The 24,487-nt window shown below is 59.9% G+C and carries 24 protein-coding genes, 1 tRNA gene and 1 pseudogene; 15 read left to right on the top strand and 11 right to left on the bottom strand.

Annotated features, from left to right (window positions below; genetic code table 11):
• Positions 1-32: 32 nt before the first annotated feature.
• From BLW21_RS08855 to BLW21_RS08835, 5 genes are all read right to left on the bottom strand, one after another.
• Entirely contained in the window at positions 33-224 is a 192-nt protein-coding gene (locus BLW21_RS08855) for a hypothetical protein (protein WP_092739113.1), read from the bottom strand.
• Positions 225-247: 23 nt separating this feature from the next.
• A complete protein-coding gene (locus BLW21_RS08850) occupies positions 248-1,543 on the bottom strand; it encodes a DUF4178 domain-containing protein (protein ID WP_092739111.1) in 1,296 nt (431 codons plus the stop codon).
• Positions 1,540-1,893 (bottom strand): S-adenosylmethionine decarboxylase family protein, encoded by a 354-nt coding sequence (locus BLW21_RS08845; RefSeq protein WP_092739530.1) that lies wholly within the window; start codon positions 1,891-1,893, stop codon positions 1,540-1,542. Before BLW21_RS08845 ends, BLW21_RS08850 begins: the two co-directional genes overlap by 4 nt.
• A 182-nt stretch (positions 1,894-2,075) precedes the next feature.
• Entirely contained in the window at positions 2,076-3,650 is a 1,575-nt protein-coding gene (locus tag BLW21_RS08840; RefSeq protein ID WP_139255139.1) for a serine aminopeptidase domain-containing protein, read from the bottom strand.
• A 93-nt stretch (positions 3,651-3,743) separates the two neighbouring features.
• A complete protein-coding gene (locus tag BLW21_RS08835) occupies positions 3,744-4,730 on the bottom strand; it encodes a fasciclin domain-containing protein (protein WP_092739107.1) in 987 nt (328 codons plus the stop codon).
• Positions 4,731-4,941: 211 nt separating this feature from the next.
• Between BLW21_RS08835 and BLW21_RS08830 the strand changes: the two genes are divergently transcribed.
• Together BLW21_RS08830 and aspA are read left to right on the top strand one after the other, a co-directional pair.
• Positions 4,942-5,844, top strand: coding sequence for a hypothetical protein (locus tag BLW21_RS08830; protein ID WP_139255138.1), 903 nt, complete (start codon positions 4,942-4,944; stop codon positions 5,842-5,844).
• A 114-nt stretch (positions 5,845-5,958) separates the two neighbouring features.
• Entirely contained in the window at positions 5,959-7,371 is a 1,413-nt protein-coding gene (gene aspA / locus BLW21_RS08825) for an aspartate ammonia-lyase (RefSeq protein WP_092739103.1), read from the top strand.
• Positions 7,372-7,453: 82 nt separating this feature from the next.
• On the opposite strand, the gene BLW21_RS08820 is transcribed toward aspA, so the two are convergent.
• A complete protein-coding gene (locus tag BLW21_RS08820) occupies positions 7,454-8,008 on the bottom strand; it encodes a GNAT family N-acetyltransferase (protein ID WP_092739101.1) in 555 nt (184 codons plus the stop codon).
• A 114-nt stretch (positions 8,009-8,122) separates the two neighbouring features.
• Between BLW21_RS08820 and BLW21_RS08815 the strand changes: the two genes are divergently transcribed.
• The 9 genes from BLW21_RS08815 to BLW21_RS08775 all read left to right on the top strand — a co-directional run bounded on the left by BLW21_RS08815 (position 8,123) and on the right by BLW21_RS08775 (position 14,848).
• Positions 8,123-8,797 (top strand): response regulator, encoded by a 675-nt coding sequence (locus BLW21_RS08815; protein WP_092739099.1) that lies wholly within the window; start codon positions 8,123-8,125, stop codon positions 8,795-8,797.
• Positions 8,798-9,010: 213 nt separating this feature from the next.
• Complete coding sequence (locus tag BLW21_RS08810; RefSeq protein ID WP_092739097.1) at positions 9,011-10,384, top strand: sensor histidine kinase; 1,374 nt, start codon at positions 9,011-9,013, stop codon at positions 10,382-10,384.
• A 79-nt stretch (positions 10,385-10,463) separates the two neighbouring features.
• Complete coding sequence (locus BLW21_RS08805) at positions 10,464-10,766, top strand: hypothetical protein (protein ID WP_092739095.1); 303 nt, start codon at positions 10,464-10,466, stop codon at positions 10,764-10,766.
• Between the two features lie 49 nt (positions 10,767-10,815).
• Positions 10,816-11,775 (top strand): SdiA-regulated domain-containing protein, encoded by a 960-nt coding sequence (locus tag BLW21_RS08800; protein ID WP_092739093.1) that lies wholly within the window; start codon positions 10,816-10,818, stop codon positions 11,773-11,775.
• A 34-nt stretch (positions 11,776-11,809) separates the two neighbouring features.
• On the top strand, positions 11,810-12,343 hold the full coding sequence (locus BLW21_RS08795) for a heme-binding protein (protein ID WP_092739091.1): 534 nt from the start codon (positions 11,810-11,812) through the stop codon (positions 12,341-12,343).
• Positions 12,344-12,403: 60 nt separating this feature from the next.
• Positions 12,404-12,832, top strand: a complete 429-nt coding sequence (gene uraH / locus BLW21_RS08790; RefSeq protein ID WP_092739089.1) for a hydroxyisourate hydrolase — start codon at positions 12,404-12,406, stop codon at positions 12,830-12,832.
• Between the two features lie 43 nt (positions 12,833-12,875).
• Positions 12,876-13,337 (top strand): META domain-containing protein, encoded by a 462-nt coding sequence (locus BLW21_RS08785; protein WP_092739087.1) that lies wholly within the window; start codon positions 12,876-12,878, stop codon positions 13,335-13,337.
• A 150-nt stretch (positions 13,338-13,487) separates the two neighbouring features.
• Positions 13,488-13,922 carry a nucleoside diphosphate kinase regulator gene (gene rnk, locus BLW21_RS08780; RefSeq protein ID WP_092739085.1) on the top strand — a complete coding sequence of 145 codons (435 nt, stop codon included), beginning with the start codon at positions 13,488-13,490 and terminating at the stop codon, positions 13,920-13,922.
• Positions 13,923-14,074: 152 nt separating this feature from the next.
• Positions 14,075-14,848 carry a TerC family protein gene (locus tag BLW21_RS08775; protein WP_092739083.1) on the top strand — a complete coding sequence of 258 codons (774 nt, stop codon included), beginning with the start codon at positions 14,075-14,077 and terminating at the stop codon, positions 14,846-14,848.
• A gap of 16 nt (positions 14,849-14,864) precedes the next feature.
• On the opposite strand, the pseudogene BLW21_RS22120 reads toward BLW21_RS08775, so the two are convergent.
• The 5 genes and pseudogenes from BLW21_RS22120 to BLW21_RS08755 all read right to left on the bottom strand — a co-directional run.
• Positions 14,865-14,975 (bottom strand): annotated as a pseudogene (locus BLW21_RS22120) (hypothetical protein); the annotation flags it as partial.
• Between the two features lie 127 nt (positions 14,976-15,102).
• On the bottom strand, positions 15,103-16,326 hold the full coding sequence (gene clpX, locus BLW21_RS08770) for an ATP-dependent Clp protease ATP-binding subunit ClpX (RefSeq protein ID WP_092739081.1): 1,224 nt from the start codon (positions 16,324-16,326) through the stop codon (positions 15,103-15,105).
• Between the two features lie 300 nt (positions 16,327-16,626).
• Entirely contained in the window at positions 16,627-17,337 is a 711-nt protein-coding gene (locus tag BLW21_RS08765) for a ClpP family protease (protein WP_092739079.1), read from the bottom strand.
• Between the two features lie 185 nt (positions 17,338-17,522).
• Entirely contained in the window at positions 17,523-18,851 is a 1,329-nt protein-coding gene (tig, locus tag BLW21_RS08760) for a trigger factor (protein ID WP_092739078.1), read from the bottom strand.
• A 125-nt stretch (positions 18,852-18,976) separates the two neighbouring features.
• A tRNA-Leu gene (locus BLW21_RS08755) sits at positions 18,977-19,058 on the bottom strand.
• A 213-nt stretch (positions 19,059-19,271) separates the two neighbouring features.
• On the opposite strand from BLW21_RS08755, the gene BLW21_RS08750 reads away from it, so the two are divergent.
• The 4 genes from BLW21_RS08750 (at position 19,272) to BLW21_RS08735 (ending at position 23,774) form a co-directional block, all read left to right on the top strand.
• Complete coding sequence (locus BLW21_RS08750; protein WP_092739077.1) at positions 19,272-21,476, top strand: RelA/SpoT family protein; 2,205 nt, start codon at positions 19,272-19,274, stop codon at positions 21,474-21,476.
• 197 nt (positions 21,477-21,673) lie between these two features.
• Positions 21,674-22,162 carry a Fur family transcriptional regulator gene (locus BLW21_RS08745; protein WP_092739076.1) on the top strand — a complete coding sequence of 163 codons (489 nt, stop codon included), beginning with the start codon at positions 21,674-21,676 and terminating at the stop codon, positions 22,160-22,162.
• Positions 22,159-22,503 carry an STAS domain-containing protein gene (locus tag BLW21_RS08740; protein WP_092739075.1) on the top strand — a complete coding sequence of 115 codons (345 nt, stop codon included), beginning with the start codon at positions 22,159-22,161 and terminating at the stop codon, positions 22,501-22,503. The genes BLW21_RS08745 and BLW21_RS08740 overlap by 4 nt, the downstream gene beginning before the upstream one ends.
• Positions 22,503-23,774, top strand: a complete 1,272-nt coding sequence (locus BLW21_RS08735) for an adenylosuccinate synthase (protein WP_092739074.1) — start codon at positions 22,503-22,505, stop codon at positions 23,772-23,774. Before BLW21_RS08740 ends, BLW21_RS08735 begins: the two co-directional genes overlap by 1 nt.
• Positions 23,775-24,487 lie beyond the last annotated feature (713 nt).

Raw genomic sequence — 24,487 nt, 5'->3', positions numbered from 1 at the left:
AGAAGCCAGGAGTAAGGAGCCAGAACTGCACGTCACTTATGAAAGTACATTACCCGGCCGCGGGAGCTGCCGGTGCGGGCGGTGCCGTTGCGGTTGGGCTCGGCCTCGTTGTCGTCGCCGAGCAGGCGCCGGCCCGAGAGGCCGGCCCACACGAAGCCACTGTATACCAGCAAGGCAAACAGGGCGTAAAAGCGGATTTTCCAGAGGGAGCGAAACCAGTCCATGCGGCGGAGAAAAGGGCAGTTTGTCAGGGGCCGAAGTCGGAATTTTGCCAGCGGGTGTGTTCGTGCGAAGACCGGCGAAGGTAGCTATAGCCAGGGTACAGCAACAGCAGCAGTAACGCCAGGAAGGCGTTGGAGCCGGCCGTGGCCCGCGCCCGCACGGTGGCCCGGAACTGGACTTGCTCGGCCTTGCCTGGGTCGGCAAGCGGGTAGAAGTTGAGGTGGTACTGGCCGGCCGGCACCTGGTTAAGCAGCGTGTTGGCCTCCCGGTCGCCCTCCTGCCAGCTCTCCCCGTCTTCCACGCCCGAGTAGTGCTCCAGGTTGGTGGTGGCCGCGAACTGCTGGCCGGTTTGCTCGTTCACCAGCGCGTAAGGAATCTCCACCCAGCTGTTGTCTACGCCGGCCTGCAAGTCTACGGTGAGCGCGCCGGTACCGGGCACCGCAAACGAGGGCGACACCAGCATCGGCCGCTCGGGCGCGGCGGCTCCCGGGGTAGTTGGCGGAGGAGCGAAACTCACGAATTCCTGGTTGAACACGGTTTCGTTGCCCCACTTCATCAGAAAAACGTGGGTGAGCACCACCAGCAGGGCCATCAGCAGCGCCACGGTGCTCAGCAGGGGCCAGGCCGCCCCGCCCGGGGCTGGCTGGGCGGCTCCCACCCCCTGGCGGTAGGGCAGTTGGCCAGGCTCCAGCCCGAACGCCGCGGCTACCTCGGCGGGCTCCAGGTGCCGGGCCCGGTACCATTCGTCGTACTTGTTCCGTTCGCGCACCAGCATCTGCGGCGGGGCAATGTACTCCGAGATAGTCAGGCTTTCGTCGGCCAGTACGTTCCAATCGAACTCGCCCTCGGCGTACAGCACCCGGGGCTTGTAACGGTTGTAGAGCTCGAATTGCTGCTTAAGGGTAGGAATGGATTGCTCTTTATTGGGTTTGAACTCTTCGTCGGTGGGCTCAATTAGCAGCCAGTGGCCCTCAAACACGGCCAGCTGCCGGCTGGCCCCGGTGGTTTCGTGGCGCAACTGAAATTCCTCCCAGCGGTAGTCGGGGCTTTTGGCTTCGCAGCGCCACTGGTAGCCCGTAACGCGGTAGGTTTCGCCCGCCAGCCGGCCCGTGCTGCCCAGCGCCAGCGGCCGGATGTGATTCGGGTACTCCTTGAAGCGGCGTATTTTCTGGAGGGCGCGTATTTCATTGTGCGTGAAAAACGTATGGCACTCGGGGCAGCCGAAAAAGGTGCTCTGCCGGGCATCGTAGTAGCGCACCTCGTGGCCGCAGTGGGGGCAGCGCACGGCGGCCGGGGCGAAGGCAGTAACGGGCTGGCTCATCGGCGCACCTCGGTTTTATGCTGCTCAGTGGCCCCGAAAAAGGCCAGGGTGGCCGTGTACAGCGCCTGGGCCCGGTCGGCATTGTCGCGCCGGAAATTGCTCAAAAACACATCGAAGGTAGCCAGGCCGTGCTCGGGCCAGGTATGAATGCTCAGGTGCGACTCGGTGAGGGCCACAACGGCCGTGAAGCCGCCGGCCTCGAAGGCGTGGTAGGCCGCGCCCACTGCCGTCAGGCCCTGCGCGGCAATTTGCGCGTCGAAAAACGCCTGGCAGGCGTCCATATCCCGCAGGGCCGGCACCGGCGCCGTAAATGTGGCCAGAATATGCAGGCCAGGAGCGTAAGTAGTCATCACAATACGTATCCAGTCGTCCCAAACCAACGGATCGGAGCCGGCAAGATAGGTAAAGGGGCGCTAGTGAAATGGGCGTCTGATACCTGGGGGGCCTGTCGGCACAAGTGGAGCAGGTGGCGCAATCAGGACCGACCAAGCAGCAAGCTCACTAACTCACTATTTCACTAGCGTACTTTCAGCTACTTCGCCGGTGGGGCCAGGGCCTGAATCCAGATGCGGATGGCATCCAGGGCTACCGTCGATACGGCCGGAGACTGCCGGCCGTCGATGAGCGGCCACTCGCTGGCGGGGCCCTGAAACAGGTGGTTGACGCCACTTAGCTGCCGGCTTTCTGCTAATTTATTGCCCTTCATACCCTTCATCAGCAGGCTGAGATTGGTATCGGGGTTAAGCAGTAAATCGTCGGAGCCGTGTAGCAGCAGCACCGGGCACTGCACGGTGGCCAACTCCTGCTGGGGGTAGAAACGCAGGTACGACCGTGCCCAGGGGGTAGTGAGGCGGTCGGCCACCGCGGCGTAGGTCGAGTCGGGCTGGTTGGGCCGTTGTTCCCGCAGGCCCTTAAAAAGCAGGCCGCGGGCGGTGGCATCGTCGGGGGTGAGGCGCACGATATCCAGGAGTGGCCGCTGCTCCCGGGCTAGGGCGTCGAGACGCTTCCGGTCGTCGGCCCGCTGCCGCAGAAACACCTGCTCCTGCTGCACTTGTACCTGGGCGGCGTTGGCACCGCTACTGCGCATCTTCTCCACCCGGGCCTGGCCGGCGGCTTGCGTGGCGGCCCGCTCGTGCGCCGTGCGGCTCAGCAGCGAATCGGAAAGCGCGGCGGGCCAGCCTATAGCCGGCTGGGTACTGAGCACCTCCAGGCCCGACTGGCCGGCCGCGGCCAGGGCCACTACAAATGCCGGGGGCAGGGTTCGGCTAGCGGCGAGCAGCGCCACATTGCCACCTTCGCCGTGGCCCAGCAGCCCCAGGTTCGCCCCATCGAGCAGGGGCTGAGTGCGCATAAACTGCAGGGCGGCCTGGGCGTCGCGGGTCCGGTCCTCGGGGCTTGCCAGCTCGTTGCGGCTCCCGGTTTGGCCCACGCCCCGGTCGGGGAAGCGGAGCACGGCAATACCGCGGCGGGTCAGGTAATCGGCGAGGCCCCCCAGTAGCTTGTAGTCGCCGTAGCGACCATCCTGGTCCTGCGAACCCCAGTCGGAAAGCAGCGCCACGGCCGGGAAAGGCCCCTCGCCGGCCGGAATGGTCAGGGTACCAGCAAAAACTATTTTATCGGTTTCGTTGGCGAATTTCACCTCCTGCACCCGGTAGGGGGGCGGAAACTTAAACGTTTTCGGTGCGGCGGCAACGGGGGGCGGCACAAATTCCAGGGTGAGAGCCGCCCGAAAGCCGGGCTGGCTCCAGACGCCCGTCAGGCGGTTGCCCTCGGCGGTGCGCACGCCCTTAAACCGGCAGCCCACCTGCTCCGCTATAAATACCACGGTATCGCCCCGCTGCTCCACCGTAGTCGGAATGCGGTTGATGCGCTGGGGCACCACGTTCAGCACCGCAAAGCGGTTGCCGCTGGCCAGTTCCGTAACAATAAGCTGAATCGGGAGGCTGCCGCCCGGCACGGCCAGCGGCCCCTTCCACTCCCCTTCGAGCGAATACTTGCCCGGGCCCTGCGCCCACGCCGAGGGCAGCCCCGCCAGCAAGGCCAGCACCAGTAGCTTCGAGTAGAACAGCACGCGCCGAAAACGGCAGAAGGGGAAGGGAGCAGTCATAAAGTTGAAGCCATACAAACGCCTGGGGTCCGCAAGGTATTGAATCTACAGTTGAGCTAGGGCCGGCCGCCAGTGTATCGTCAGCCGGTGGTGTTAGGGCAGGAGTACGCGGTCAATCACGTGTACTATCCCGTTCACGCACTGCACATCCGGGATGGCCATGCCGACCGGGGCGGCGTTGCCCGCGCCCTGCACCGTGAGGGTGCCGGCCGCGAAAGGCCCCAGCCGCAGGCTGCCGCCTCCCAGCGTGGGCACGGCGGCATTTTCGGGCAGCTCGGGCGTGAAGCGGCTGCCGGCTACTACATGGTTAAGCAGCACGGCCTGCACGGTGGCCTTGGGCAGCTTACGGATATCGGCCGGCACAACCAGCGGCACGCCCAGCAAAGTGCCCAGCTCGCGGAACGCCTGATCGGTAGGGGCAAAAACGGTGAGTTGCGGGCTGCCCGGCGAGGCCGACAGGGCCTTGTCCAGTTCAGCATATAGCACAGCTTCTACCAGAAACGTCAGCTCCGGCTTTACAAACACCTTGGCCTGGCTCAGGGCCATGGCCGACTCCACAATATCGAGTCCGGTAGCCAGCAGCACTTTGTCGATGACGTGAATAGTGCCGTTGGCGGCGGCTACGTCGGTGGCCACGAGGCGCGAGCCATTTACGTAGCGCGTGCCATCGGTTCGCACCACAATGCGGCGGTCAACTTTGAGGGCCGAGGTAGAGGCGCTGCCGGCCGTGAGCCCGGAGCCCGGCAAGTTGCCACTGGCCACGTGGTAATAGAGTGTATTGGTCAGGAAGCCTTTCTGCAGACCGTTCAGGTCGGCCGCCGAAGTGAGACCCAGCCGGGCGAAGGCGGCGTTGTTGGGCGCGAAAACCGTGAAGTTACCGCTGGGGTCGTTAGGATTTTTATTCGACAGCAACGGCACAACGCCACCCCGTACCGCGGCGTCTTCCAGAATCTGGAACTCGGCCGTGTTCACGGCAATGGCTGCAATTGAGGGGGTGATATCCTGTTTTTCGGAGCAGCCAGCCAGCAGCAAAGTAGCGGCGCTCAGGAGTGGAAAACAGCGTGCGGAGAAGTTTTTCATATTTCTTGCAGGACAAAAGTAAGATACTTTGGCGTTCGTTCCCAAAGTCGGGGCGTATTAACGAGAACAAAAGTTCTTCGGATTTAGCCAGCATGCAAACCGTAGCCCGATTATTTTCCGTAGGTCGGCGCTCGGAAACGATTGTGTGAACTACTTTTGCTCCCGATTCGGGAATTGTGTTATTCCGGTTAAACGCCTTTAATTTTCTTTCTTGCTTAACGCCCTTTTTTCGATGAACCAACGCTACTTCTCGCCCATCGTGGCTGTTTTGCTGCTGAGCGGCCTGCATGCTTCGGCTCAGAGTCTGAGCAACGGCTTCATGTCGGGCCGCAAACATGGCTCGGCGTCTATTTCCACCACCCAGGAGTGGTACCAGCAGGTATACCTGGTGCCCGAAAAAGTCGACCGCGTACCCATTTTCGAGCGGATCCATATTCAGTCGGTCAACGTGTTTGCCAACTATGGTCTTACCGATAAAATTGAGGCCGTCGTGAGCCTGCCCTTCGTGCGCTCCGAGGGCCACGCCGGCGAGCAGGTAATCAACGATTTGGGCTACACCAATGTGCGCCAGGGCCTGCAGGATGTAACCGGGCTGCTCAAGTTCAAGGCCTACTCCACGGTGCTGGGCAGCAGCGTGCTGAATCTGCTGGGTGCCGTGAGCCTGAGCACGCCGGCCAGCAACTACAAGAGCGAGCAGGGGCTGGAATACATTATTGCCATCGGCAACCGCGCCACCAAGGCCTCCACATCGGGCATTGCGCACCTGCAAACGGCTTCGGGCGTGTTCGTAACCGGGCAGGCGGGCTACAGCCTGCGTTCGGGCCGGGTGCCCAACGCGTTTCTGGCCGAGCTGAAAACGGGCTACGCCGGCCCCTCCATCTACGTCGATGGCTGGGCCACGGTGCAGCGCTCGGGCCCCGGCACCGATATTCTGCAGCCGGGTTTCGACGGCTTTTTCCCGGCTACCCGCGTCAACTTCATCCGGGTAGGGGGGAGTGCCTTCCGGCCGCTGGCGCAGGGCTTTGGGCTGGTGGTAGGCGGCAGCACCTACGTGGCGGGCCGCAACGTGGGCAAATCGACGGCCGTAACCGGCGGCCTGGCTTACAACTTCTAGGCAGTTGCGAAATAGTGCCCCGCCGGAACCAGGCCGGCTTTGGTGGGGCACTGCTTCGGTTGGGCGGCTTACCTTCGCGTTCCATTTCCCCCACCCATCCGCTACCTACTGCTTATGACAACTGCTGATTTCCGCCTCGAACACGATTTTTTAGGTGAGCGCGAGATTCCGAACCAGGCCTATTACGGCATTCAGACGCTGCGGGCCCTCGAAAACTTCGCCATTACGGGTATTCCGCTGAGCTCGGAGCCGCTGTTTGTGCGGGCCCTGGCCTACGTGAAAAAGGCCGCCGCCCTGGCCAACCACGAGTTGGGCGTGCTGCCGGAGGGCATTGCTAAGGCCATTGCCGCGGCCTGCGACCGGGTAGCGGCCGGCGAGTTCAACGACCAGTTTCCGACCGACATGATTCAGGGCGGCGCGGGTACGTCGGTGAACATGAACGCCAACGAGGTAATTGCCAACGTGGCGCTCGAAATCATGGGCCACCAGAAGGGCGAGTACCAGTTCTGCCACCCCAACAACCACGTCAACTGCTCGCAAAGCACCAACGACGCCTACCCCACGGCCTTCCGCATTGCCCTCAGCCACAAGCTGGTGAGCTACAGCGAGGGGCTGGGCGAGCTGGCTGAGGCCTTCGCCGCCAAGGGCGACGAGTTCCGCGACGTGCTGAAAATGGGCCGCACCCAGCTCCAGGACGCCGTGCCCATGAGCATGGGCGACGAGTTCCGGGCTTTTGCCACCAACCTGCGCGAGGAGCTCGCCCGCATTGCCGACAGCCGCCTGCTGATCAGCGAAATCAACATGGGGGCCACGGCCATCGGCACCGGCGTAAATGCCCCCCACGGCTACGCCGAGCTGGTAACGCGCCACCTGAGCACCATTGCGGAGCTGGACCTAGTGCTGGCCGGCGACCTGTTCGAGGCCACCTACGATACGGGCGCCTACGTGCAGCTCTCGGGCGTGCTCAAGCGCACGGCCGTCAAGCTTTCCAAAATCTGCAACGATTTGCGCCTGCTGTCCTCGGGCCCGCGCTGCGGCATCAACGAAATCAACCTGCCCGCCCTGCAGCCCGGCTCCAGCATCATGCCCGGCAAGGTGAACCCCGTGATTCCGGAAGTGGTAAACCAGACGGCTTTCTACGTTATCGGGGCCGACCTGACCGTGACTATGGCCGCCGAGGCGGGCCAGCTGCAGCTTAACGTGATGGAGCCGGTAATCAGCTTCGCGCTGTTTACCAGCATTAGCTACATGACCAACGCCTGCCGCACGCTGCGCGAAAAGTGCGTGGTAGGCATTACGGCCAACCGCCAGCACGCCGCCGACCTCGTGTATGGCAGCGTGGGCATCGTCACGCAGCTCAACCCGGTGCTCGGCTACGAGGCCTCGGCCGATATTGCCAAGGAGGCCCTGCGAACCGGCAAATCCGTTCACGACATTGCCGTAACCGAGCGCGGCCTGCTCAGCCAGGAAAAGTGGGACGAAATCTTCACCTTCGAAAACCTGATCCGCCCGGATTTCATCCGGTAGGGAAGTAGAAATACACCAAAACAGTCGGTCATCCTGAGCTTCGCTCAGGATGACCGACTGTTTTGGTGTAAGCCGTACTCGCTTATTCGCCCGCCCGTCGCTCCAGCAGCACAATCGGCTTATGGTGGTAGGTGGGGCGGGCAATTTCGCGGTAGCCGAAACGGGCGGCCAGCCGGAGCGAGGGTCCATTTTCGGGGTCGATGATGCAGACAGTGCGCGGGGCGGCCAGGTGGGCATCGGCCCAGGCGAGGGCGGCAGTTACGGCCTCGGCGGCGTAGCCCTGCCCGTGCAGGCGCGGGTCGAGCACCCAGCCGGCTTCGGGCAGGCCATCGATGGAAGGTGTGAGGCCCCGCTGGTACTCGGCCAGGCCCACGGCCCCGCAGAAGCGGCCGGTAGCCCGCTCTTCCAGGGCCCAGTAGCCGTAGCCCAACAAGGCCCAATGCCCGAGTTGCGTCAGGATGCGCCGCCAGGTATCTTCTTCGGAAAGCGGCTGGCCACCCAGGTGGCGGTAGAAATCGGGGTTTTGGTGCAGGGCCGTAAAGCCGGGCAAATCTTCGGCCCGAAAAGCGCGTAATAGCAGGCGACTGGTGCCAAGTTCCGGAACCAGGACCGGCGGCAGAAAAGAGGGGAGAAGCATGGGAGCAAATTGCGAAAAATGCGCGTAGCCGCCGCCGGCCGCTCGCAAACCGCCGCTGCGCCTCGGCCAGCCGCCGGGTTTGCCGTAGGTTTGCCTTTTCTTAGCTGCTGGTTTATGAAAGTACTGTTGGTGGAGGACGAGCCCAAGCTCGCGTCGTTTGTTGAAAAAGGCTTTCGGGGCGAAGGCTACGAGCTGGATGTGGCCTACGACGGCCAGCTGGGCCTGTCGTTTTTTCGCCAGCACGCGTACGACCTCGTTATCCTCGACGTGAACCTGCCCCACTACAACGGCTTCGAGCTGTGCCGGCTGATTCGGCTGGAAAACCCCGACGTGCCGGTGCTGTTCCTGACGGCCCTCGACAGCCTCGACGACAAGGTGCGCGGCTTCGAGGCCGGCGCCGACGACTATTTGGCCAAGCCCTTTAAGTTTCAGGAGCTGCTGCTGCGGGCCCGCGCCCTCACCAAGCGCCAGGCCGGCCGCTCGGCCGTGGCCCGCACTCTGCGCCTGGCCGATCTGGAGCTGAACCTGGAGCGTAAATCGGTGATGCGGGCCGGCCAGCGCATCGAGCTCACGGCCCGCGAGTACACCCTGCTCGAATACCTGCTCCTCAACCGTGGCCGCATCATCTCGCGGGTCGATATCACCGAGAAAGTATGGGAGCTCGATTTCGATACCAACACCAACGTCATCGACGTGTACATCAGCCACCTGCGCCGCAAGCTCGACAAGGGCTTCTCACCCAAGCTCATCCATACCGTAGTGGGCATGGGCTACGTGATGCGGGAATAGTGATTAGAGGTTAGTGGTGAGTGATTAGTGATTAGTGGGGAACGTCATTCTGAGCAGAGCGAAGAATCTCGCGTGCTGACGTCTAACGATTACCGGCCGATATTTTCATGCGAGATTCTTCGCTCTGCTCAGAATGACGTTCCTCACTCATCACTCATCACTCACCACTCACCTCTAATCACTAAACTCTAATCACTAACCCACTAGCCAAGTATGCTGTTTCGGAATCAGTTGATGCTGTGGTTTATGGCGCTGGTGTTTACCATTCAGCTCTGTCTGACGGGGTTCATTTACTACTACAGCGTGCGGGCGCGGGAGCTGCGCTTCTACCACCGCCTCGAAAGCAAAGCCGAGCAAACGGCCCATCTGCTCATCGGCCGGCTCGAACTGCAGCCCGAGGCGCTGAGCAGCCTGCGCAAAAAGGACCTGCTGACGATGCACAATGAGCGCATCAGCATTTATAAGCCCAACGGAACCCTGGCCTTCCAGATCAGCCAGAAGAACAAAGAAGCCATATCCAAGGCCGATTCGGTGTATTTCGACCAGATTACGCGCAGCCAGCCGGCCCGCTTTCATCGGGGCGCGGTGGAGGTGCTGGGTATGCAGTACCGGCACCGCGGGCAGCGCTACTTTATTTTTGTGGCCGGGCGCGACGTATTCGGGCGGCGCGAGTTTGCCACGTTGCGCGCCATTTTGCTGGGTGGCAACCTGGGGGCGCTGGTACTCGTCATCGGGGCGGCCTGGCTTTTTGCGGGCCGCCTGTTGCGGCCGTTGGCGCGCATGGTGGCCGAGGTGCGCGGCATTACGGCCAGCAGCCTGCGCCAACGCGTGAACGAGGGCAACCGCCGCGACGAAATTGCCCAGCTGGCCATGACGTTCAACCAGATGCTAAGCGGGTTGGAGCAGGCTTTTGAAGCCCATAAGAGCTTTGTGGCCCACGCCTCGCACGAGTTGCGCACGCCCCTGGCCACGGTGCTGGGTACGCTTGAAACGGCCGCCGCCTACGACCCTGACTTGCCCACGGCCCGCCGCAGCATGGAGTCGGCGGTGGAAGAAATTCAGAAGGTTATCGACTTAACTAACAGCCTGCTGGCCCTGGCCCGGGCCGAGGGCGCGGCCCCGGAAGCCGAATTTGTGCCCTTTGATGATGTGGTGTTGCGGGCCGTAGCCAGCTGCCGCACCCGCTACGCCGGCCGCACCGTGCAGGTAGATTTTGGCCCGTGGCCCGACTCGGTGGAGGTACCCTTTGGTACCCGCGGCAACGAGCAGCTGCTGCACACGGCCGTGCTCAACCTGCTCGACAACGCCTGCAAGTACTCGGCCGGTGGCGTGAGCGTGCAGCTGAACTACAACCCGGCCCGGCAGCTGTGGCTGCGCGTAACCGACACCGGTGTGGGCCTGCCGGCGTCCGATTTGGCCCGCCTTACCGAGCCGCTGTTTCGGGGCGAAAACAGCCGCGACCGGCCGGGTTTTGGCCTGGGCCTGCCTATTACCCAGAAAATTGCGCAGGCCCACGGCGGGCAGCTGCGCATCACGTCGGTGGTAGGGCAAGGTACGCAGGCCGAGCTGTTGTTGCCGGCTGCTTAACGTTCTTTTAATGTGGCGCTCAGACGGTATTAATACCGCCGCAATACGTTTGTATTGTATTTTATGTAGCTCCCCATTTATGGCCGCCCCTGTTAGCCCGTCTACTGTTTCTCTGCTTACCTGGCTGCTGGCCGGGGCACTGGTGCTGTCGGTGGGCGTAAACCTGTACTGCCTCACGCCCGACTACCAGTCGGTGCGGCAAAACCGGATGAGGGCACCCCATACGATGGGGCTCTTCGATGGCGACGACGACGATGAGGAGCAGGACAGTGCCTGGACGGCCCTGCACGAGGAACTGCGCCAGACCCGGCAGCGCCTGGCAGCCTGCCAGCGCCAAGCTGCTGCTCAAACTGACGCGGCCGATACGCTGGCCTTTCGCTAAGCTGGGACCCTCGATTTTCTGCTGACAACCTGAACTCAACCGCACTGGTATGATTAACACCCTTTTTTTGCCCCTGGCACTGCTGCTCAACTACTGCGCACCCACTTCCGACGCTGCAGCCTCAGCTGCCCCCGATTTCCGGAGCGGTGTGGCCAGTTCGGACCCGAGCGCGCCGGTTTCCGGCCGCTTGGCCTACGATTTCAGCCGGCCGGCCGCTACCTATACCATGCCCGTCGAGCTGGCCGAGCTGTCGGGCATTGCGTTCAGCGGCAACGGGCAGCTAACCGGCGTGGAGGATGAAACCGGTCGGCTTTACGAGTATAGCCTGGCCGATAGACGCGTAACCAGCACCGTTGATTTCGGGCCGGCCGGCGACTACGAGGATCTGGCCCGGGTAGGCGGCGACTGGCTTGTGTTGCGCAGCGACGGCACGTTGTTCCGCCACTCGGCCAGCGGCACCCAACAGTATCAGACCGGCCTCACTACGGAGAACAACGCCGAGGGCCTCACCTACGATGCCCGCTCTAAAACGCTGCTTGTGGCCTGCAAAGGCGCGCCCGGCGGCAACCTGACCGCCACCAAGCGCGCTATCTACCGCCTCGACCCCACAACGTACAAGGTACAGACGCCGGCCGCCTACCTGCTCGATGTGGATGCCATTGTGGCCTCGGTGCCCAAGCCCGGCGGGGCAGATACTGCACCGGAAATAACCAAAAAGAATAAGAGAGGCAAGGAAGATAAGCATATGAGTGGGCTGAAGGGCTTTGCGCCCTCGGCCGTGGCCGTTCATCCGCGTACGGGCCACGTATTTGTGCTGTCGGCCCGGCAGAATGCGCTGGTCGAGCTAAACGAAGCCGGCAAGCTGCTGGCCGCTGCCCCGCTGCCCGGCAACCTGTTTCCGCAGGCCGAAGGGCTGGCCTTCACGCCCGAAGGCGACCTGTACATTGCCACTGAGGCCGGAAAAAAATCGGGCCAGGCGATGGTGCATCTATTTCACGAGCAGCGCTGAGTTCGACGGCTGTACTTCCTGAAACCAACTCTTGATGCACAAACTAAAACAACTGTCGGGCCTGAGCTTGGCTTTGCTGCTGCTACCGGTTCTGGCCTCGGCGCAAACTGCCCGCGTAGCCAACCCCGCCGCCAGCACCTACGTAACCCCCGCTTTCCGGCTGACGCAGGCCGCAGCCATGGAGCTGGCCGTGCGGGCCCGCGCCAAGGCTGCCACCCTCAATCAGCAGGTGTCGGTGGCCGTGGTAGATGCTAGCGGCCAAACCATTCTGCTTTCTCAGGGCGATGGGGTAGGGCCGCACAACACGGAAGCCTCCCGCCGCAAAGCCTTCACGGCCTTATCTACCAAAACCCCCACGCTACTGCTGGGCCGCAAGGCCCGCGCCAACCCCGACACCCAGAACCTGGCCAACCTGCCCGAATTGCTGCTGCTGGGCGGTGGGGTGCCCCTACGCTACCAGGGCCAGGTAATTGGCGCGGTGGGCATATCGGGCGGCGGTGGGGCCGAAAATGACGACCTCATTGGCCACGCGGCCAGCCTGCCCGAAGCGGGCATTACCACTCCTTAACCCCCAGCGGCCTGTTGTAGCCGTTGGTTTTGTCACTCATTAATCTTGTTGAATTTCCTTATGAAAACCCTGCTTATTACCCTCCTGGGCCTGCTGCCCCTGTTGAGCCTGGCTCAGCAAAAGCCGCAAACTCCGCCCGCTTACCAGCTCAGCACCCACATCCTCGACATCAGCCGGGGCATGCCCGCGCCGGGCGTAACGGTACGCCTCGAAAAGTACGATTCGGCCAAAAAAAACTGGACGGCCATAGGTGAAAAGCAGACCGACGCGGCCGGCCGCATCGGCGACTTTCTGCCCACGGCCGGCCAATCGGGCGTGCAGCAGGGCCTTTTCAAGCTCACGTTTCTGACCAAGCCTTACTTCGCAACCCAGAAGCAGGAGTCGTTTTACCCCTACATCGAAGTGGTGTTCGAGCTGACGGACGGCGCCCACTACCACGTGCCCATTACGCTGTCGGCGTTCGGCTATTCCACCTACCGGGGCAGCTGATTGCTTTGTCTGACGTCACTCAATTTTCTTGCTGCTACTGCCCATGAAAAAGTATCTGCTTGCCCTGTTGCTCACGCCCGCGCTATTAACCGGCTGCGAATCGGCCAGGAACACTGCTACTACGCCCGATGCCACTTCCGGCATGAGCCAGAAAACCGAGGGCATCCTCAACAAGCATTGGCAGCTGGTGATGCTGGAAAACCAGCCCGTGAAGATGGCGCCCGGCCAGGAGCGCGCCGCGCACTTTATGCTCACCGATAGCAGCCGCGTGGTGGGCTATGGGGGCTGTAACAGCCTCAACGGCTCCTACGAGCTGAATGAGCAGCAGATGCGCCTGCGCTTCACCAACCTGCTCACCACGCTCCGGGCCTGCCCCGGCCCCGAAAATGAGCGCCAATTCCTCGACGTGCTCAACCAGGCCGACAACTATACCGTGCGGGGCGACACGCTAATGCTGAATGTGGGCCGCCGCGCCCCGCTCGCTGTATTCCACGCGGTCTATTAATTGGCCCATTACCGGGTGTTTCCGCAAGCCGTTTCAGCGAGTATCCTCTGCAAACCGTAGGGTAGCCTGAAACCTTTATAGTAACTTGAACGCGACGGGCCGTTTACTGGCCCTGTCGCGTTCATCTGTTCACCTTCTGCTTTTTTGTCCATGAAATCTACCCCGTCCACCTCTGGCCCCATTTACATCACCAAGGTCGATTACCAGCACCTGCTCGAGCTTGTGCAGCAGGAGCGCCAGCAAACCGGTAACCGGGTGGTCGAGCGTTTAGAGCGGGAGCTGAAGCGTGCCGAGATGGTAGATTCGTACGATGTGCTGCCCGACGTGGTAACGATGAACTCGCGCGTGCGCCTACGCAGTGCGACCAACAACAGCACCCTCGAAATCACGCTGGTATACCCCCGCCACGCCGACATCAAGGCCAACAAAATATCCATTCTGGCACCCGTTGCCACCGCCGTACTCGGCTGCCGCCCCGGCGATATGGTGGTGTGGCCTATGCCCAAGGGCGAGGCCACGTATTACGTCGAAACCGTTTTGCACCAGCCCGAGGCCAGCGGCGACGTAACCAGCCGGACTGCCTGACCGAAAAACCAGGACAAACAAAGCAAGCGCGCCAGCCAGTGGCGCGCTTGCTTTGTTTCAGCGCCGTTTTGCAGCAGACGTAAAGCCTGCTGCAGAAAGCGAACTTCTCCTCGGACCTCAGACCGTTTACGCGTAGTTTTTACTTGCCCCAGATGTACGACTTTGCCGCTTTTACGGAGCCTGCTACCTGGGTTAGCCTGCTCACGCTGACCCTGATGGAAATAGTGCTAGGCATCGACAACATTATTTTTATCTCTATTATCGTCAACCGCCTGCCGGCCGGGCAGCAGGCCCGGGGGCGTACCATCGGCCTCATGCTGGCGCTGGTGTTCCGACTGGGTTTGCTTCTGAGTATCAGCTGGATTATCGGGTTGCGGACGGCACTGTTTACCCTTAATTTACCTTGGCAGGCTGAGCCGTTCGGCGTTAGCGGCCGCGACCTGATTTTGTTGGGTGGCGGTCTGTTCCTGATCTACAAGAGTACCACCGAACTGCATACCAAGCTCCAGGGTGAAGAGGAGACGGCCGATGCCGGCGCAGCCTCGGCCACTATGGCCAATGTTATCTTCCAGATTATCGTGGTCGATATCGTGTTCAGCTTCGATTCCATCCTGACGGCCGTGGGCCTCGTGGACAATGTGCTGGTGATGATTGTGGCCGTTGTAGTGTCGATGGGCCTGATGCTGGCCTTCTCGGGCACGGTGGCCAATTTCGTCAACGATAACCCCACCATCAAGGTGTTGGCCCTTTCGTTCCTGATCATGATTGGGGTGATGCTGGTAATGGAAGCCGGTCATCAGGAAATCGAAAAAGGCTACCTCTACTTCGCCATGGCCTTCTCGCTGCTGGTCGAGTTGTTTAATATCCGGTTACGCAAGAAGTCGCCGGAAGGCCCCGTGCACCTGCGCGACTCCAACTTCGACTAAGCAGGCAGTTGGTGCCAACCCAGGTGCCGGTAGAGCCCATTACCTGCACCAGTGGGGCCTCGGGGCCGGCACTGCCGCCGCTGGCAATGCACAGCAGCGACGAAAGTACTATGGCAGGGTTATTTTTAGCCGGAAATCGTTTAGCCCCGGTGCAATGCCCTGCTACTGTACCTTGCCCGCCGCGCCACGCATAAAAAAGCAGAATCAGCTTGTGCCGATTCTGCTTTAAAAATGGATTGACGATAGGCCGAGCTCTACGCCGCCCGCAACTGCTTCATGGCGGTCTGCTCAAACTTGCTCCGGGCGTAATCTTCATCAATAACTAGTTCCTTCACGCCTTCCTCAGAAGGCATGTCGAACATGGCGTCGGTCATAATGCCTTCGCAGATGCTGCGCAGACCTCTGGCCCCGAGGCGGAACTCGTCGGCTTTCACCACGATGTACTGGAGGGCACCCTCCGAGAAACTCAGCGTTATTCCTTCCATGTCGAAGAGGCGCTGGTACTGCTTCACGATGGAGTTTTTGGGCTCCGTCAGGATTTTGCGTAGCGTGGCGTGGTCGAGGGGGTTGAGGTGAGTGAGCACCGGCAGGCGGCCAATCAGCTCCGGAATCAGGCCGAACGACTTGAGGTCCTGGGCCGTGACGTAGCGCAGGAAGTTGTTGGTGTCGTGCTGCTCTTCGAGCTGGGTTTTGGCAAAGCCGATGGGCTTGGTGTTGAGGCGGTTCTTGATGATGCGCTCGATGCCCACGAAGGCGCCACCGCAGATGAAGAGAATGTTCTCGGTGTTCACCGTAATCATCTTCTGCTCGGGATGCTTGCGGCCGCCGTGGGGCGGCACGTTCACGCTGGTGCCTTCGAGCAGCTTCAGCATGGCCTGCTGCACGCCCTCGCCGCTCACGTCGCGCGTGATGCTGGGGTTGTCGCTCTTACGGGCAATCTTGTCGATTTCGTCGATGTAGACGATGCCGCGCTCGGCCGCTTCCACGTTGTAGTCGGCGGCCTGCAGCAGGCGCGTGAGGATGCTCTCCACGTCTTCGCCCACGTAGCCGGCCTCGGTGAGCACCGTAGCGTCGGCAATGCAGAAGGGCACTTGCAGAATGTTGGCCAACATGCGCGTGAGGAAGGTTTTGCCCGTGCCGGTTTCGCCCACCATAATGATGTTTGATTTCTCAATCACCACGTCGTCTTTTTGCGGGGTTTGCATCAGGCGCTTGTAGTGGTTGTACACGGCCACCGACATCACCTTTTTGGCTTCGTCCTGGCCCACCACATACTGGTCGAGATACTCCTTCATCTCCCGCGGCTTCACGAGGTTGAACTTCGGGGTTTTGGAGTTGGCCCGAATCTTATTTTCCTCGTTCAAAATTTGCTGGGCCTGCCCCACGCACCGTTCGCAGATGTGCGCATTGATGCCCGAAATCATCACCGTAACGTCTTTCTTGCTCTTACCGCAGAAGGAACACGTAATATCTGCCATTGCTAAAGGAACTCGCTGAAATAGGAGGGAAGCCCGCCGGTTGAGCTGGCTGGCTTCAAAGGTACGAAAAGCCCAACGCCAATAGGGAGGCAAAACGTGCCGCCGGCGCTGAACGTGAAGTAAACAAAAAAGCCCGCTGGTGCGGGCTTTTTTGGTATCAGGTTGCTAAAGAACAGGTCATGCTGAGCGCAACAAAGGGAAGTCGAAGCATCTCCACTGCAATGCTAACCCTGACGCCGGAATTTACCATTACGGTAGAGATGCTTCGGCTGCGCTCAACATACCCATTACCGGTTCAGCTTACTCGGCTTTCTTCTTTTCGAGTACCTCGTCAATCAGGCCATACTCTTTGGCCTCATCGGCGCGCATCCAGTAGTCACGGTCGGAGTTGTCGTGGATTTCCTGGTAGGTTTTGCCGGTGTGCTCGGCCAGGATATCGTACAGCTCCTTCTTGAGCTTGAGAATCTCGCGGGCCGTGATTTCGATATCCGACGACTGGCCTTGCGCGCCACCCGAGGGCTGGTGAATCATCACGCGGGCGTGGGGCAGGGCCGAACGCTTGTCCTTGGCGCCACCCGCCAGCAGCACGGCGCCCATCGAGGCCGCCAGACCGGTGCAGATGGTGGCCACGTCGGGGTTCACGTACTGCATGGTGTCATAAATACCCAGGCCGGCATACACCGAGCCACCGGGCGAGTTGATGTAGAGCAGAATGTCCTTCTTGGCGTCAACCGACTCCAGAAACAGCATCTGCGCCGTCAGGATGTTGGCTACGTAATCGTCCACGGCCGTACCCAGGAACACAATCCGGTCCATGATGAGGCGGGAGAATACGTCAATTTCGGCGAAGCGGGTCGGGCGCTCTTCAATTACCGAGCGGGTCATGTTGGAGGGCAACATCATGCCGTTGCGCACCTGGCCCTCAACGTGGCTTAAATACTGATCAACGCCCAGGCCATTCAGACCCTGGCCCTTTACGGCAAACTTGCGGAACTCTTGTTTATTCAGCATGGAGTAAATTTAGTTGTTAGAGCTTCGTTATTAGTGCTTTGGCTTTAGTGCTTGGTGCTTCATTAGTAGTGCGTAGAAAAAGAAAAACGCTAAGCACTATCAACGAAACACCAAGCACTAAAAAAAGCCCCTACGACAAGTAAGGGCTTTTTTGTTGGTTTTGAAAACCGGAACAGCGGCAGAGCTTAGCCGGCGTTCTGATTGCGGAAGTCCTCGGCCGTAATCTCGTTGTCGTTAACAACAACTTTGCCGCGCAGGTTTTCCAGCACTTTCTCTGCCAGAATGGCCTCGTACTCCTGCACGTAGTTCTTGCCGTTCTCCTGGCGCAGGAAGTTGTCGGCGAAGCCGCGCACCGACTCTTCGAGCTCGGGCGTCATCTCCATGTTGAACTGACCCAGGATTTTCTGCATCGTGCGGTCCACGATTTCCTCGTTTTCTACCTTCAACTCACTGGCTTCCACCACCTTGTTGCGGATCATCGACCACTTCAACTCCTTGGCGTAGTCGTCGTAGTGCTCCTCAATCTGCTCGGGCGTCAGCTTGCCTTCGTTGGCGCGCACCAGCCACTTCTTGAAGAACTCCTTCGGCAGTTCGATGCTCACGTTCTCCAGCATCTTGTCGATAATCTGGCGGTTCATCAGGTTGTCCGACTCGCGGTCGTAGTTCTCCATCACCGTTTCGGTCACCTTGGCGTCGAAATCTTCCTTCGACGTTACGATGTCTTTGCCGAATACTTTGTCGAACAGCTCCTGGTTGAACTCGGCGGCGGCAGTGCGCTGCACTTTCTCCACGGTCAGGGTGTAGTTGCCCTCTACGGCTTCGGCTTCCTCGCGGCTCATGCCGGTGAAGTTAGCAATGGCCTTCGCGTCGCCGTCGAAAGCAGTTTTGAGGTCGAAGGTGATAACGTCCTCAGGCTTGGCACCCATGAACTTATCCGCCTCGCTCTTCATTTTGTTGGTTGGCAGCATCAGCAGGCGGCCTTCGCCTTCCTCACCGTCCTTGCGCAGGCGGCCTACCAGGTAGTCGCCGGCTTCGGCGGCCTCAGGCTCGGTGGTTTCGCCGAACTGGCGCTCTAGCTGCTCGTAGGTTTCGTTCTTGGTGTTCTCGTCGAGCGTTACCTTGTGGCGGTCAACGGTAATGGCCTGGTCGGCGGGCAGCTCGAAGTCGGGCAGCAGGCCCAGCTCGAACTGGAACGCGAAGTCCTTCTGGTTGTCGAAATCGATGTCGGAAGCCACCGGCAGGGGCTCGCCCAGAATGCGCAGGTTGTTCTCCTTAATATAGCCATCCACCGACTTGCCCAGCAGCTCGTTGATTTCGTCGACCAGAATGCCTTTGCCGTACATTTTGCGTACCAGCGTTACGGGCACTTTGCCGGGGCGGAAACCCTTAATCTGGGCTTTCTTGCTGTATTCTTTCAGCTTGCTCTCCACGGCGGTAGCGTAGTCAGCCTCCGTGAGGTTTACTGTCAGGATGGCATGAAGCTGGTCGTCTTGCTTGTCGAGGGTGATATCCACTGCTGGTCGGTTAAAGGTGCTACGTTGGGGTAAAAGGGCCGGATGGGAACCGACCCCCAAAAAGAAACCCCCAACGGGTGGGTTGAGGGTTTAAACATGATTTCAGCGAACTGAAATCCACTTTGTGCGGATGGAGGGACTCGAACCCACACACCTTGCGGCGCCAGATCCTAAGTCTGGTGCGTCTACCAATTTCGCCACATCCGCAGTACGAGGCCAACTGCCTCGGGGGCGCAAAACTACGCAAGCTCCTTTACAAAACCAATGTCTTTCGTAACTACCTGCCCGGTTGGGCCCCAACGGTAGGCTCGCGGCGGCCGCCGTGCACCAAGTCCGGCGCGTTGTTGTTACTTTCCGGCCGGGGGCCTCGTACCTTCGCTACTCGTTTTTTCCGGCACCGCTGGGTGCCGCCCGTCCGCCATGTCCACCGCCATCGACCCCGAGGTAGAGCGCCAGGAAATCCTGCGCCAGTACCGCCGCCTGCTCCGCACTGCCAAGCCCGCCCTCAAGCCCGGCGATGCCAAGCTCATCAAGAAGGCCTTCAATACTTCCCTGGAAGCGCACAAGGAGATGCGCCGTAAATCGGGCGAGCCCTACATCCTGCACCCGCTGGCCGTGGCCCAGATTGTGGTGGAGGAAATCGGCCTCGGCACCACCAGCATTGTGGCGGCCCTGCTGCACGACGTGGTGGAGGATACGCCCTGGGAGGTTGCTGATGTGGAGCGCGAGTTCGGCCCCAAAGTAGCCCGCATTGTCGATGGGCTCACCAAGATTTCGGGTGTGTTCGATTACGGCACCTCCGAGCAGGCCGAGAACTTCCGCAAAATGCTGCTCACGCTCTCCGACGACGTGCGCGTAATCCTCATCAAGCTTGCCGACCGCCTGCACAACATGCGCACGCTGGAGTCGATGCCCCGGCACAAGCAGCTCAAAATCTCGTCGGAAACCATCTACCTCTATGCCCCGCTGGCGCACCGCCTGGGCCTGTACACTATCAAAACCGAGCTAGAGGACCTCTACCTCAAATATACTGATACGGAGGTGTATGAAGAGTTGGTGGTTCAGGTACGCCAGAGCCGCACGTCGCGCAACCGCTTTATCAAGGAGTTCGTGCAGCCCATTGATGACGAGCTAAGTGCTCAGGGCTTTAAGTACGAGGTGAAAGGCCGGCCCAAAAGCATCTATTCCATCCTCAAGAAGATGCGTAAGCAGAACATCACCTTCGATGAGGTGTACGATCTGTTTGCTGTTCGTATCATTCTGGACGTGCCGCCGGAGCAGGAAAAAGCAGCCTGCTGGCAGGTGTACAGCATCGTCACCGACTTCTACCAGCCTAACCCCGACCGCCTGCGCGACTGGGTGAGCACGCCCAAGGCCAACGGCTACGAGAGCCTGCACACTACCGTTATGTCGCGCACCGGGCAGTGGGTGGAGGTGCAGGTGCGCAGCCGCCGCATGGACGACATTGCTGAGAAAGGCTACGCTGCTCACTGGAAATACAAGGATACCGGCGTGCCCCAGCCCGAATCGACACTGGAAAGCTGGATTAACAAGGTGCGCGAGATGCTGGAAACCAACAATTCCAGCGCCCTCGAATTCATGGACGAGTTCCGCCAGAACCTGTTCGTGAAGGAGGTGTACGCCTTTACGCCCAAGGGCAAGCTCATTATCCTACCCGACAAGGCCACGGCCCTCGACTTTGCGTTCGAGATTCACTCCCAGATTGGCCTGCAGTGCCTCGGGGCCAAGGTCAACCAGAAGCTGCAGCCGCTGAGCTACCAGTTGCACAACGGCGACCAGGTCGAAATCCTGACCTCGCAGAAGCAGCGGCCCACCGAAGAATGGCTGCAGTACGTGACCACCTCCAAGGCCCGCACCCGCATCAAGGACTGGCTCCGCGACGACCGCAAGGCCAAATCCGAGGACGGTCGTTTTCTGGTGGAAAAACGAATGGAACTGCTCAGCATCGAGGTCAATCCGGAAAACCTGAACCGGCTGCTGGCCTATTTCAACGTCAGCAACCTGTCCGAGTTCTTCTACCGCATTGCCCTTGGCCAGCTCGATGGCCGCGAAATTGTGCAGAGTGTATTTGAGAACGGCGAGTCGCCGCGGCTACCCTCGCGCCTCGAGCCCCGTTCTTTCGACCATGAGGTGCAGAAAGTGCGCGGCGTGAATGCCAACATGCTCGTCATCGGTGAGCGGACCGACAAGTTCAACTACACCATCGCGCCCTGTTGCAACCCCATCCCCGGCGACGATGTGTTCGGCTTCGAAACCGATGAGGGCATCGACATTCACCGCACCTCCTGCCCCAAAGCGGTGCAGATGATGTCGAACTACGGCAACCGCATTGTGCGCGCCAAGTGGACCGAGCAGCTGGAGCTGGCCTTTCTGGCCGGCATCCGCATCAAGGGCGCCGACCGCGTGGGCCTCGTCAACGACGTGACGCGCATCATCAGCACCAGCCTTAAGGTCAATATGCGCTCCATCACCATGGACTCCAATGATGGGGTGTTTGAGGGCCAGATTATGGTTTTCGTCAACGATACCGCGCATCTCAACCGCCTTATCCAGCGCCTGAATAAAGTAAACGGTGTGATGACTGTGGACCGATTCGACTCTTGAGCCGCGTAGAACTACACTAGGGGGGAGGCTCGTGGGTGAACAACTCCCTGTTACAGCTCTAAAAGGTATTCCGCAAAACAGAGAGTATAAAACAGTATAAGAGAAACGTCGCAGGTCGGGTTGTACGTTGTTGCAAAGCACGCCGGAGGCCAGATTTTTTTATCGTTTTCACTCCTTATAATAGAAAGTCCTTCAACATGGCAATTTCCGAGAAGCATCTCGATAAAGAAAAGTACGAGGAAGTAAAGAAAATTTTCACGGCCTACCTCGAAAATAAAGGCTTGCGCAAAACGTCGGAGCGGTATGCCATCTTGGAGGAAATCTATTCCCGGACGGGTCACTTCGATGTGGAACAGCTGTACGCCGGCATGAAGGAGCAGGGGCTGCGCGTGAGCCGGGCCACCGTGTACAACACGCTCGATTTGCTGGTTGAGCACGGCCTCGTGAGTCGTCACCAGTTCGGGCGCAATCTGGCCCAATACGAGAAGAGCTATGGCTACCGCCAGCACGACCACGTCATCTGTACCGAGTGCCACAAAGTGGTCGAGTTCTGCGACCCGCGCATCCACGGCATCCAAACCATGGTCGGGGAGTTACTCAACTTCCATATCTTGCACCACTCTTTGAACCTTTATGGCGTGTGCGGCGACTGCCGCGCCCAGGCCGCCGCCCTCCAAACCTCATGAAAACTGATTCCGCCGTCCAGAACGGCATTCTATTCGTGCGTCTCTCCGGCGACCTCATCGGCAGCCCCGATACCCAGCAGCTGCTGCAAAGCGTCGATCAGCACCTCGGCGAAGAGTTATTGCACTGCGCCGTCGATTTGTCAGGCATCCGCTACATCAACAGCACCGGCATCGGTGTACTGGTTTCGCTACTGACCAAATTCCGGAGTCGCGGCGGTGAGCTGGTGCTTATCAACCCCGCCGACCATCCGCGCAAAATGCTGGCTCTGACCAAGCTGAACGCTATATTTTCCGTGGCCGATGACGAAGCAGCGGCCGCTCAACTCCTAAAAACCGCGTAATGCCCGTTGATGTACTGGTAGGATTGCAGTGGGGCGACGAGGGCAAAGGCAAGATTGTCGATGTGCTCGCCCCCACCTACGATGTAGTAGCCCGTTTCCAGGGCGGCCCTAACGCTGGCCACACCCTCACATTCGATGGCATCAAGCACGTGCTGCACCAGGTGCCGTCGGGTATCTTCCACCCCCACATCCTTAATGTCGTTGGCAACGGTGTAGTGCTCGACCCGGTTGTGTTCCGCCAGGAACTACAGAAACTCACCGACCGGGGCGTGGATTACAGCCGTAACCTTTACATCTCGCGTAAGGCCCAGCTGATTCTGCCCTCGCACCGCGCCCTCGACCGCATTAATGAAGAGTCGCGCGGTGGCGACAAAATCGGCTCCACGCTCAAAGGCATCGGCCCCACGTACCAGGATAAAATTGGCCGCACCGGCCTGCGCGTTGGCGATATTCTGCTCCCCGATTTCGAGCAGCGTTACCGCGAAGCCGTCGCCCGGCACGCCACCATTGCTGAATTCCATGGCCGCGGCCTCGACATTGATCAGTTCGAGGCCGATTTCTTTTCTGCCGTCGACTTCATGCGCACCCTGCAGCTCACTGACACCGAGTACCTGCTCAACGACCTGCTGCGCGAGGGGAAGAACATCTTGGCCGAAGGCGCCCAGGGCTCCATGCTCGATATCGATTTTGGCACTTACCCCTACGTTACTTCGTCAAGCACCATCGTAGCCGGCGCCTGCACCGGCCTCGGCATTGCCCCGCGCCACATCAATAAGGTATACGGTATCAGCAAAGCCTACTGCACCCGCGTAGGCGCCGGCCCATTCCCCACCGAGTTGCACGATGAAGTAGGAGAGCAGATTCGGGCGGCTGGCCGCGAGTTCGGCGCCACCACCGGCCGCCCGCGCCGCTGCGGCTGGATTGATTTGCCCGCCCTGCGCTACAGCATCATGCTCAATGGGGTTACCGAAATTCACCTCATGAAGGCCGATGTGCTCGATGAATTCGACGAAATCCGGGTCTGCACGCACTATGAACTGCCCAACGGCGAAAAAACCGACCATCTGCCCGACCACGGCGACCTGGAAAAGCTGACCCCTGTATATATAAGCATGACCGGCTGGCGCACCAACCTGCAGGCCATCTCCGACCCTCAGGCTTTACCAACAGAGCTAAAAGACTACGTGCAGTTTCTGGAGCAGCACCTCGAAGTGCCCATCAGCATTGTCAGCGTTGGCCCCGACCGGGTGAGCACATTGCATATGAACTGAATCAAGAAGCATAATTAGCTGCCCCAAAAACCCGGATTACTACCAGTAATCCGGGTTTTTGCGTTCGAATCGGCCAAGCCGCAAAGAAATCTTCCCATTCCACTGAACTAATTATCCCCCTCAACTGGTTACTATCCAGCCTGCTGACACCAACACATCGTTCTCATCGAGATATTAATTGTGCGGCTTACTTGCACAGCCGGCCACAAACCCCCACTTTTGCATCCCCAACCGGAACGCGGTCGGGACGGCCGCTCCCCCGTAAAAGCCCCTTGAAAAAAAAGTTGCCCTCTGAGGTTGCAGAAGTCGGAAAGGTTTTGCTACCTTTGCACCCCGCTTCAACCGGAAGCGCTTTCACCCTCGCTAGCAAAGTCGCCCGAAAAGGCGGCGCACACTAGCAGGAAGGCTGAAAGGAGAAATTTTTTTTCTCCTTTTGTCTTGCAGAAAGCAAAAAGGGTTCTACCTTTGCAGCCCGCTTCAACCGGAAGGGGAGATCAGCAAACGAAAAAAGAAACGCTTCGAAAAGCATCTCGAAAAAAGTTTTCTTCTTTTACTTGCAGGCATCGAAAAGCTGCTTACCTTTGCAGCCCGCTTCGACCGGAAGGGGATAACACATAACGACTCTGCTTTACGCTAGAGTCCACGGCACACGCCAAACGCGGCGTCTGCACACGTTCTTTGAATGATTGGAAAAGACAATATAGGTAAGTCCT

The sequence above is a fragment of the Hymenobacter psychrophilus genome (genome assembly GCF_900107135.1).
In the GTDB taxonomy this organism is placed as follows: Bacteria; Bacteroidota; Bacteroidia; order Cytophagales; family Hymenobacteraceae; genus Hymenobacter; species Hymenobacter psychrophilus.
This window is presented reverse-complemented; position numbering and strand designations above follow the sequence as displayed.